The sequence below is a fragment of the Sporosarcina sp. So3-204 genome (assembly GCF_058068165.1).
In genome coordinates, this window is record NZ_CM176485.1 from 3,779,319 (window position 1) to 3,787,625 (window position 8,307).

General features: G+C 35.8%; 8 protein-coding genes. All 8 read right to left on the reverse strand.

Annotated elements, in window-relative coordinates; all coding sequences use genetic code 11:
* Positions 1–102 precede the first annotated feature (102 nt).
* Positions 103–963, reverse strand: coding sequence for a nucleoid occlusion protein (gene noc, locus AC3RV6_RS18710; protein WP_489747459.1), 861 nt, complete (start codon positions 961–963; stop codon positions 103–105).
* A 157-nt stretch (positions 964–1,120) separates the two neighbouring features.
* Positions 1,121–1,834, reverse strand: a complete 714-nt coding sequence (gene rsmG / locus AC3RV6_RS18715; RefSeq protein WP_489747460.1) for a 16S rRNA (guanine(527)-N(7))-methyltransferase RsmG — start codon at positions 1,832–1,834, stop codon at positions 1,121–1,123.
* A gap of 43 nt (positions 1,835–1,877) precedes the next feature.
* The gene (gene mnmG, locus AC3RV6_RS18720; RefSeq protein WP_489747461.1) at positions 1,878–3,767 is read right to left on the reverse strand and encodes a tRNA uridine-5-carboxymethylaminomethyl(34) synthesis enzyme MnmG; all 1,890 of its coding nucleotides are present in this window, start codon (positions 3,765–3,767) and stop codon (positions 1,878–1,880) included.
* Positions 3,768–3,792: 25 nt separating this feature from the next.
* Positions 3,793–5,178 (reverse strand): tRNA uridine-5-carboxymethylaminomethyl(34) synthesis GTPase MnmE, encoded by a 1,386-nt coding sequence (gene mnmE / locus AC3RV6_RS18725; RefSeq protein ID WP_489747462.1) that lies wholly within the window; start codon positions 5,176–5,178, stop codon positions 3,793–3,795.
* 202 nt (positions 5,179–5,380) lie between these two features.
* Positions 5,381–6,163, reverse strand: a complete 783-nt coding sequence (jag, locus tag AC3RV6_RS18730) for an RNA-binding cell elongation regulator Jag/EloR (protein ID WP_489747463.1) — start codon at positions 6,161–6,163, stop codon at positions 5,381–5,383.
* Positions 6,160–6,933, reverse strand: coding sequence for a membrane protein insertase YidC (gene yidC, locus AC3RV6_RS18735; protein ID WP_489747464.1), 774 nt, complete (start codon positions 6,931–6,933; stop codon positions 6,160–6,162). Before yidC ends, jag begins: the two co-directional genes overlap by 4 nt.
* A gap of 89 nt (positions 6,934–7,022) precedes the next feature.
* On the reverse strand, positions 7,023–7,364 hold the full coding sequence (rnpA, locus tag AC3RV6_RS18740; RefSeq protein WP_489747465.1) for a ribonuclease P protein component: 342 nt from the start codon (positions 7,362–7,364) through the stop codon (positions 7,023–7,025).
* A 280-nt stretch (positions 7,365–7,644) separates the two neighbouring features.
* Complete coding sequence (gene rpmH / locus AC3RV6_RS18745; protein ID WP_489747466.1) at positions 7,645–7,779, reverse strand: 50S ribosomal protein L34; 135 nt, start codon at positions 7,777–7,779, stop codon at positions 7,645–7,647.
* Positions 7,780–8,307: the final 528 nt, after the last annotated feature.

Here is an 8,307-nt window from a genome sequence, read left to right on the forward strand (position 1 = left end):
CTTCAAAAAGTATCGTTTTACTATCAAAAGCAATAACTCTGATCTTCTGTTGTGCAAGTTAGACTAAAAAAACTCTTGCATTATTTAAGCAAGAGTTTTTATTCATTTCTTTGGTATTTTTACAACAATCGTGTAAAAATCCTCAGAATCCTCTTCTTCTGTTTCCACATTAATACCACTTTTAGTTACAAGTGATAACGATTGTTTAATTGTATTTAAAGCAATTCGAACGTCACGACTAACTGACTTTCTTTTTGGAGTTCTTGGTTTCTTTTCAACTTCTTTTTCAGGGTTTAAAGTTTCACGGACCCTGTTTTCTAATTGCTTTACATTCAACTGGTTTTCTATTAATTCATTTAACATTAAAATTTGAAGTTGTTCCTCTTTCAAAGGTATTAATGCCCGAGCGTGGCGTTCAGTAATCTTTTTCTCTAATATTGCATTTTTAATTTCGTCTGGTAGTTTTAATAATCGTAACTTATTAGCAACTGTTGATTGTCCTTTCCCAAGTCTTTGCGCAAGTGCTTCTTGGGTTAATTCATGCAATTCTAGCAACTTTTCATATGCATAAGCTTCTTCAATCGATGTTAACTCTTCTCGTTGAAGGTTCTCAATCAATGCAATTGAAGCTGTTTCTTTATCATCAAGATTTCTAACAATGGCAGGTACCTTGTCCCAGTTAAGTGACACCATTGCGCGATATCTTCGTTCACCAGCAATAATTTCATATGAGTTTTCCCCACTTCGTCTAATAACAATTGGTTGTATAACTCCATGTGTATGTATTGTTCTGGCAAGTTCCTCAATTTTTTCTTCTGAGAATATTGAACGAGGCTGGTATTTATTCGGACTAATTGAATTAATATCTATTTGCTCAATCTTCTCGTGATGATTACCTTCACTAGTTTGCGAATCACCGTCTTTTTCCGCATTTCCAAAAAATCGTGAAAAAGGACTTTTCATTCCCGGCACCACCTTTTCAAAACTACAAGCTATTTTCTATTTACTATCTATATCTAAGTATATACCTTTCATACTAATTGTTCCACGTGAAACATAACAATTAATTCAAAAGTATATATTGACTATAAAAATATATATATAATATGTTGTTATTTCATTAAATTGGTGTTTTGTTCGGAACACCCGGTTTACGTGGATACTTACTAGGTGTTTTTTTAACTTTGTTAAATACAAATATATTTCTTTCGCTATTTTCTTGCGGTAATACAAAAGAATACTTTTCTTTTAATTCGGCACCCAATACAGTCAATGCTTTTTTGGAATCAAGTAATTCATCTTCTGCTGCTGCACCTTTCATAGATATAAATAAGCCGTCTTTTTTAACTAATGGGACGCATAGCTCTGATAAGACCGATAACCGTGCGACAGCCCTTGCTGTAACAACATCAAACTTTTCACGGTACTTCTTATCCTGTGCAAAATCTTCTGCTCTGGAATGTACAAAATGAACATCTTTTAACTTCAGTTCCTCTGCTAAGTGTTCAAGGAAGTTAATTCTTTTGTTAAGCGAATCAATAATCGTAACTTCTAAATCTGGGAAACAAATTTTAAGTGGGATACTTGGAAAACCTGCTCCTGCACCGACATCACAAATTGTTTTCTGACCTTTCATAGTGACATAAAAGGCTAAAGAGATTGAATCATAGAAGTGTTTTAAGTATACAGATTGTTCATCAGTAATGGCAGTTAAATTCATCTTTTCATTCCACTCAACAAGGAGTTCAAAATAGCGCGTAAACTGATCCTGCTGAATATCATTTAATTCAATCCCATATTCCTTTAATGCTTCATAAAATTGTGTCTTGTTCATCTGACTACCCCCTCAAAAAACAAATATCGTCAATAATAACTTTTTAGCTCGTTCTTTTTGCAATTCTACCATGTTCAATATATACAAGAAGAATAGAAATATCTGCTGGATTCACACCTGGCATACGTGAAGCCTGTGCAATCGAAAGTGGTCTCACAACATTTAATGTTGCCCTTGCTTCTGAAGCAATACCAGAAATTGCATCATAATCAATATTATCTGGGATTTTTTTATCTTCCATCTTCTTCATTCTATCAACTTGCTGAAGGGATTTTCCGATATAACCTTCATACTTAATGAAGATTTCAACTTGTTCTTGTACATCGTCAGACAACAATTGTTCAGGAGGAACTATTCTGGAAATTTGTTTATAATTCATTTCTGGACGTTTTAAAAGATTTGCCGCCTTCATTGGTTCTTTTAATTCGGAACCTTCTGTTTCACGCATAATCTCGTGCACGTTTTCATTAGGTTTAATCGTTACTTTACGTAGTCTCGCAATTTCATCCTCAATTTGTTGCATCTTAACCAAATGTCTAGCATATCTCTCTTCATCTATAAGACCCATTTCAAATCCTATTTTAGTTAATCGAAGATCCGCATTATCATGACGTAGTAAAAGACGATATTCCGCTCTTGAAGTTAAAAGTCTATATGGTTCGCTAGTACCCTTCGTAACAAGATCATCTACAAGTACGCCAATATAAGCATCTGCTCGACCTAGAATAAGTTCTTCTTTACCAAGGGCACGTGCCGCGGCATTGATACCACCCATTAAGCCTTGCGCTGCTGCTTCTTCATAACCAGAAGTACCATTAAGCTGCCCTGCTGTATAAAGATTTCGTATCATCTTTGTCTCAAGCGTTGGTTTAAGTTGTGTTGAAACAATTGCATCATATTCAATCGCATATCCTGCACGCATCATTTCTGCTTTTTCAAGGCCAGGAACACTTTCAATTAATTGCTTTTGGACAAACTCAGGTAAACTTGTAGATAATCCTTGTACGTATACTTCTTGTGTATTACGACCCTCAGGTTCAAGGAAAATTTGGTGGCGTGATTTATCACTAAACCTCACTATTTTATCTTCAATTGAAGGACAATACCTCGGCGAAGCACTTTTAATTTCTCCAGAATACATTGGTGATAAATGGAGGTTTTCATTTATAATCTCATGTGTTCTCGGTGATGTATGCGTTAACCAACACGGTAGTTGATCCGTGATAAACTCCGTTGTTTCAAAACTAAATGCACGTGGTACTTCATCACCTGGTTGAATTTCTGTTTTACTATAATCAATCGTCCGGCTATTCACACGTGGAGGTGTACCGGTTTTAAAACGCACCATTTCAAAGCCTAGTTCACGTAGATTGTCTGCAAGTTTAATGGATGGCATTTGATTATTTGGACCACTCGAATATCTAAGATCTCCAATAATAACTTCACCACGCAAAAATGTACCTGTTGTTACAATTACTGTCTTTGCACGGTAAACTGCTCCAACTTGTGTGACAAGACCTACAACTTGGTTATCTTCAATAATGAGTTCTTCAACAGCTCCTTGACGAAGAGTTAGGTTTTCCGTTTCCTCAAGTATCTTCTTCATTTCTGATTGGTATAGGACTTTATCCAATTGTGCACGCAGTGCTCGAACTGCAGGTCCTTTACCCGTGTTTAACATCCGCATCTGAATATGCGTTTTATCAATTACTTTTCCCATTGCACCGCCTAAAGCATCTATTTCCCTAACTACGATACCTTTAGCTGGCCCTCCTATTGAGGGATTACATGGCATGAATGCTACCATATCTATATTTAACGTTAAAACAAGTGTCGATGCGCCCATTCGAGAAGCCGCTAAAGCTGCTTCCACACCAGCATGACCGGCTCCGATGACAATACAATCGAACGTGCCCGCTTCAAATTTTGGCATGTTCATTTATCCTTCTTTCTATTATCTATTTTCCGAGGCAGAAACGAGAAAATAACTCATTAATTAATCCTTCTTGCACTGTATCTCCAACAATTTCACCTAGTATCTCCCATGTTCTAACAACATCTATTTGAATCATATCAATTGGAATTCCCATTTCCGCTGCACTAAGAGCCTCAGTAATTGTCTCACGGGCCTTATGTAAAAGCGCAATATGTCTAGCATTTGAAACGTATGTCAAATCTTCTGATTCAACGTTTCCCTGGAAAAATAAGTCAGCAATTGCTACTTCTAACTCATCTATTCCTTGATCGATCAATAGGGACGTTTCAATAATAGTCGAGTTATTTGTATATTCTTGTACTTTCAATAAATCTATTTTTCGGGGTAGGTCAATTTTATTTACAACAACAATTATGTCCATACCTGACACTGCTTCAAAGAGACGTTCGTCTTCATCAGTAAGATGTTGTGCATTGTTTAAGACGAGTAAAATTAAATCCGCCTCTTTTAAAACTTTTCTTGATCTCTCTACACCGATTCGTTCAACGATATCTTCCGTTTCACGAATACCTGCAGTATCAACTAAACGAAGTGGTACTCCGCGTACATTGACATATTCCTCAATAATATCACGTGTTGTCCCAGCTATGTCAGTAACAATTGCTTTATTTTCTTGCACAAGGCTATTTAGCAAAGATGACTTACCTACATTTGGTCGCCCTATAATAACTGTAGATAATCCTTCTCGTAAAATTTTCCCCTGCGATGAAGTCAGAAGGAGTTTATCAATTTCTTCCCTAACCCACATACTTTTTTCAATCATATGTGGAATCGTGGTTTCCTCGACATCGTCATATTCAGGGTAATCAATTTTCACTTCAACTTCGGCAAGTGTTTCAACAAGCGCATTTCTTAATACACCAATCAATCTTGAAAGCTTTCCGTCCATTTGATTTAGCGCAACATTCATCGCTCTATCCGTTTTAGCACGAATTAAGTCCATTACGGCTTCTGATTGAGAAAGATCAATACGCCCATTCAGAAAGGCTCTCTTCGTAAATTCACCTGGTTCGGCTAGACGAGCTCCTTCTTTTAATACAAGCTTAAGAACTCTGTTTACTGCGACAATACCACCATGACAATTCACTTCTATCACATCTTCACGTGTAAAAGTTTTAGGCCCCTTCATGAGTGAAACCATTACTTCTTCAACAACTTCTCCCGAATCAGGCTCTATTAGGTGACCATAGTGTATTGTATGTGACTTTTCATCTATTAAATTTTTGCCATTAGGAGAAAGGAAAATACGATTTGCTATTCGAATCGCTTCGTCACCACTTAATCTAACGATGGCAATTGCTCCTTCTCCCATTGGAGTCGAAATGGCAGCTATTGTATCAAAATGCAAAATTTTTCACCTTCCTGGCTTAGTTATACACATGTGTGTAACATATTTCCGAACATGACTCTCTAACGTATTATAATACCATAAATGTATTAAACCTCATAGTGCTACAACAGAAATAATGTGGATAATTCATATTGGAATTTTTTTGCAAAATAAAAACCCCTTTTTAGAGAGGATACCATTCTCAAAAAGGGGTTTTTATTTAACGTACAGATTCGATTACTAAGTACCTATATGGATCATTTCCCTCTGAAAAGGTTTCAACATCAAACCTATTGGATAAAGTGTGATGAATGACTTTTCTTTCATAAGAAGGCATCGGTTCTAGTTGTACTTTTTGACCAGTTCGCACGGCCTTATCAGCCATTCTATCTGCTAAAAGCTCTAAAGATTGTCGACGTTTTTCACGATAATCACCAACATCTATTCGAACCACTTTGAACTGCTCAGTATATTTATTTGTTACTAATTGGGCTAATTGTTGCATAGCATTTAGTGTTTGTCCGCGTTTACCGATAAGTAATGCAGCTTGATTACTTTCTAGTTGAAAATTAACGTACTTACCTTCAATTTTATGTGTAACTACACAATCTTTAATTCCCATATCAAGTGCAATTCTTTCCAAGTAACGGCCGGTTTCCAATATTGGATCTAGTTTCGAGTTAACCTCTTCTATTGACACTGCGGAGATTAACTCTTCACTATCCTCCATTGAAGACTTAGTCAATTCCATTTGGACTTCACTTTCCATTGAAACGACAGATTCTAATTGGTCTTTTTGTTGTATTCCATCGGTCTCAGAAATATTGACTACATTAATGACGGTCACGGTAACTTCAGCTTGTTTTATACCGAAACCAAGGAATCCTTTTCTTCCTTTATCAATTATTTCAATTTCGACTTCTTCGCGCGAAACGTCAAGTAATTGTAGTGCTTCTGCAACGGCTTTTTCAACAGTAGCACCCTTACGCGTCATTGTTGTCATTTTCTTTTTCCTCCCCCTTTTACAGGTAAAACGACTTCTTCCTTTTTAAACGGCTTGTAAATAAAGATGTTTTGAATAATTGAAATAACGTTTCCGATTACCCAATACAATGATAGTGCTGCCGGTAGTATTGATCCAAAAACGATAATAAATACTGGCATAATATACATCATAATTTTCATTTGCGGGTTATTCATTGCCGGTCCTGTACGAAGAACGATGAATTGCATAAGTCCTGCAATAACAGCAAGTGTAATACTAGGAACTGCTAACTTAAACCAAAGTATAGATCCTAATGCAATTTCTGGTGTACTATTCATTCGGCTAATCGCGTGATAAAAACCAATTAATATTGGCATTTGTACAATAACAGGCAAGCAACCAGCTGCTGGATTAATTTTCTTATCAGTCATAATTTTTTGCATTTCAGTACGGTACTTTTCTTGTGTAACAGCATCTTTCGATTTATATTTTTCTTTTAGTGCTGCTAATTCAGGCTGTACTTCTTGCATTTGTTTAGAACTTTTCGCTTGTTTCACCATAAGCGGTAATAATACTAGACGGATAATGACTGTAACTGCAACGATTCCGTATCCATAAGTACCAAGCAATTCTTTAAACACCGTAATTAGTGAAACAAGTGGCCAAACGATATATTCATTCCACATGCCTTCGCTATCTGCATAGATTGGATCTTTAAATTCTGTACACCCTGCCAAGAATACGGTTAAAACCGATAGCATAAGTATAAGTCCTAATTTCTTTTTCAAATTCTTCCCCCCATATTACATCTTCTTACTATAGTAAGTAATTTATTACGATTCATCTTAGTTTATCATTTTGAATGGCATCATTCTACTTACTTCTTTAGAACATGAGCAATTCGTAAGACATGTTGTAAGCTCTTTTTTGTTTCATGAAAATCTTTTTCTGCAGCCTGGTTCCTTGCAATGACAACATAGTCCATGTCTTTACGAAGTTCATCTTTAATTTCTAAGAAGGATTGTCGAAGAAAGCGCTTAATTCGATTTCTGGTAACAGCATTTCCTACCTTTTTACTAACAGATAATCCGACCCTGAAATCTGCTTGATCCTCTTTCCTACAAATATATACGATAAATTGCCGATTTGCGTATGATTTTCCTTTTTTAAAAACTAACTGAAACTCTTTGTCTTTTTTTATTCGCTGGCGTTTATTCATTTAAAATACACCTGCTCCGTCGCTAATATTAAATTTCTCATTAAATTATCATAATATTGATCTTAAATCAGGCCTTAAATAAGTAACTTATGCTCAATTCCTAATCTTGTTCCCAGATATCAATTACGTCCAGATTTTTTCAGGTTCGTTCAGAAAACTCCCCTGAAAATCTGAGACATCCGCTGGTACGAGTATATCCTCTACATTGGAGCACGACTAAAGCTCCGAGTCCAAATTAATATAGGATAAAAGAAAAAAAGACCACTGAGTGTCAGTGGCCTTATGCTGAAAGCACTTTTCTTCCTTTGCGACGACGAGCTGAGAGAACTCTGCGTCCGCTCTTCGTGCTCATTCTTGCACGGAAGCCGTGAACTTTACTACGTTTACGTGTATTTGGTTGGAATGTACGTTTCATCTTATTAAGACACCTCCTGCTGGATCGTCACTAAATTATGCTGTGACAGTCTTGAATAGTATAGCTGTTTTGTATAGTAAATGTCAATCATTTAATAATAGAACATGTTCTAGTGTAGTTATATTTTAATTTTTTAATGGCTAAATTCTTCTGAACACCAAAGCATTCCTTGAAACTTGGGCAAATGCAAGACTGCCAACTGGGATTAAACCTTCCTAAAATTAACGATCTTTTAATTTATTTTCCCCCTCATAATCATTCCTTATTAGTTATGCACAATATAAATTATTTTAACTAATGACTTTGTGCACACCTTTTTATTTTAAATTATTGTCCACAAGTCATATCGACAGCTTTTTAACATACCAAAGCCTGTGGATAAAGAAACCATCCACACGGCAATACTCTGTTAGTAAGTTCTTAGATGTCTTGTATTCATCCAAATATCCTGTTACAATAAAAAAGATTTGGTTGTGCACAAAATAATACTAAAATTTGTTATCCACAATTGTTGATATGTTGTGGATA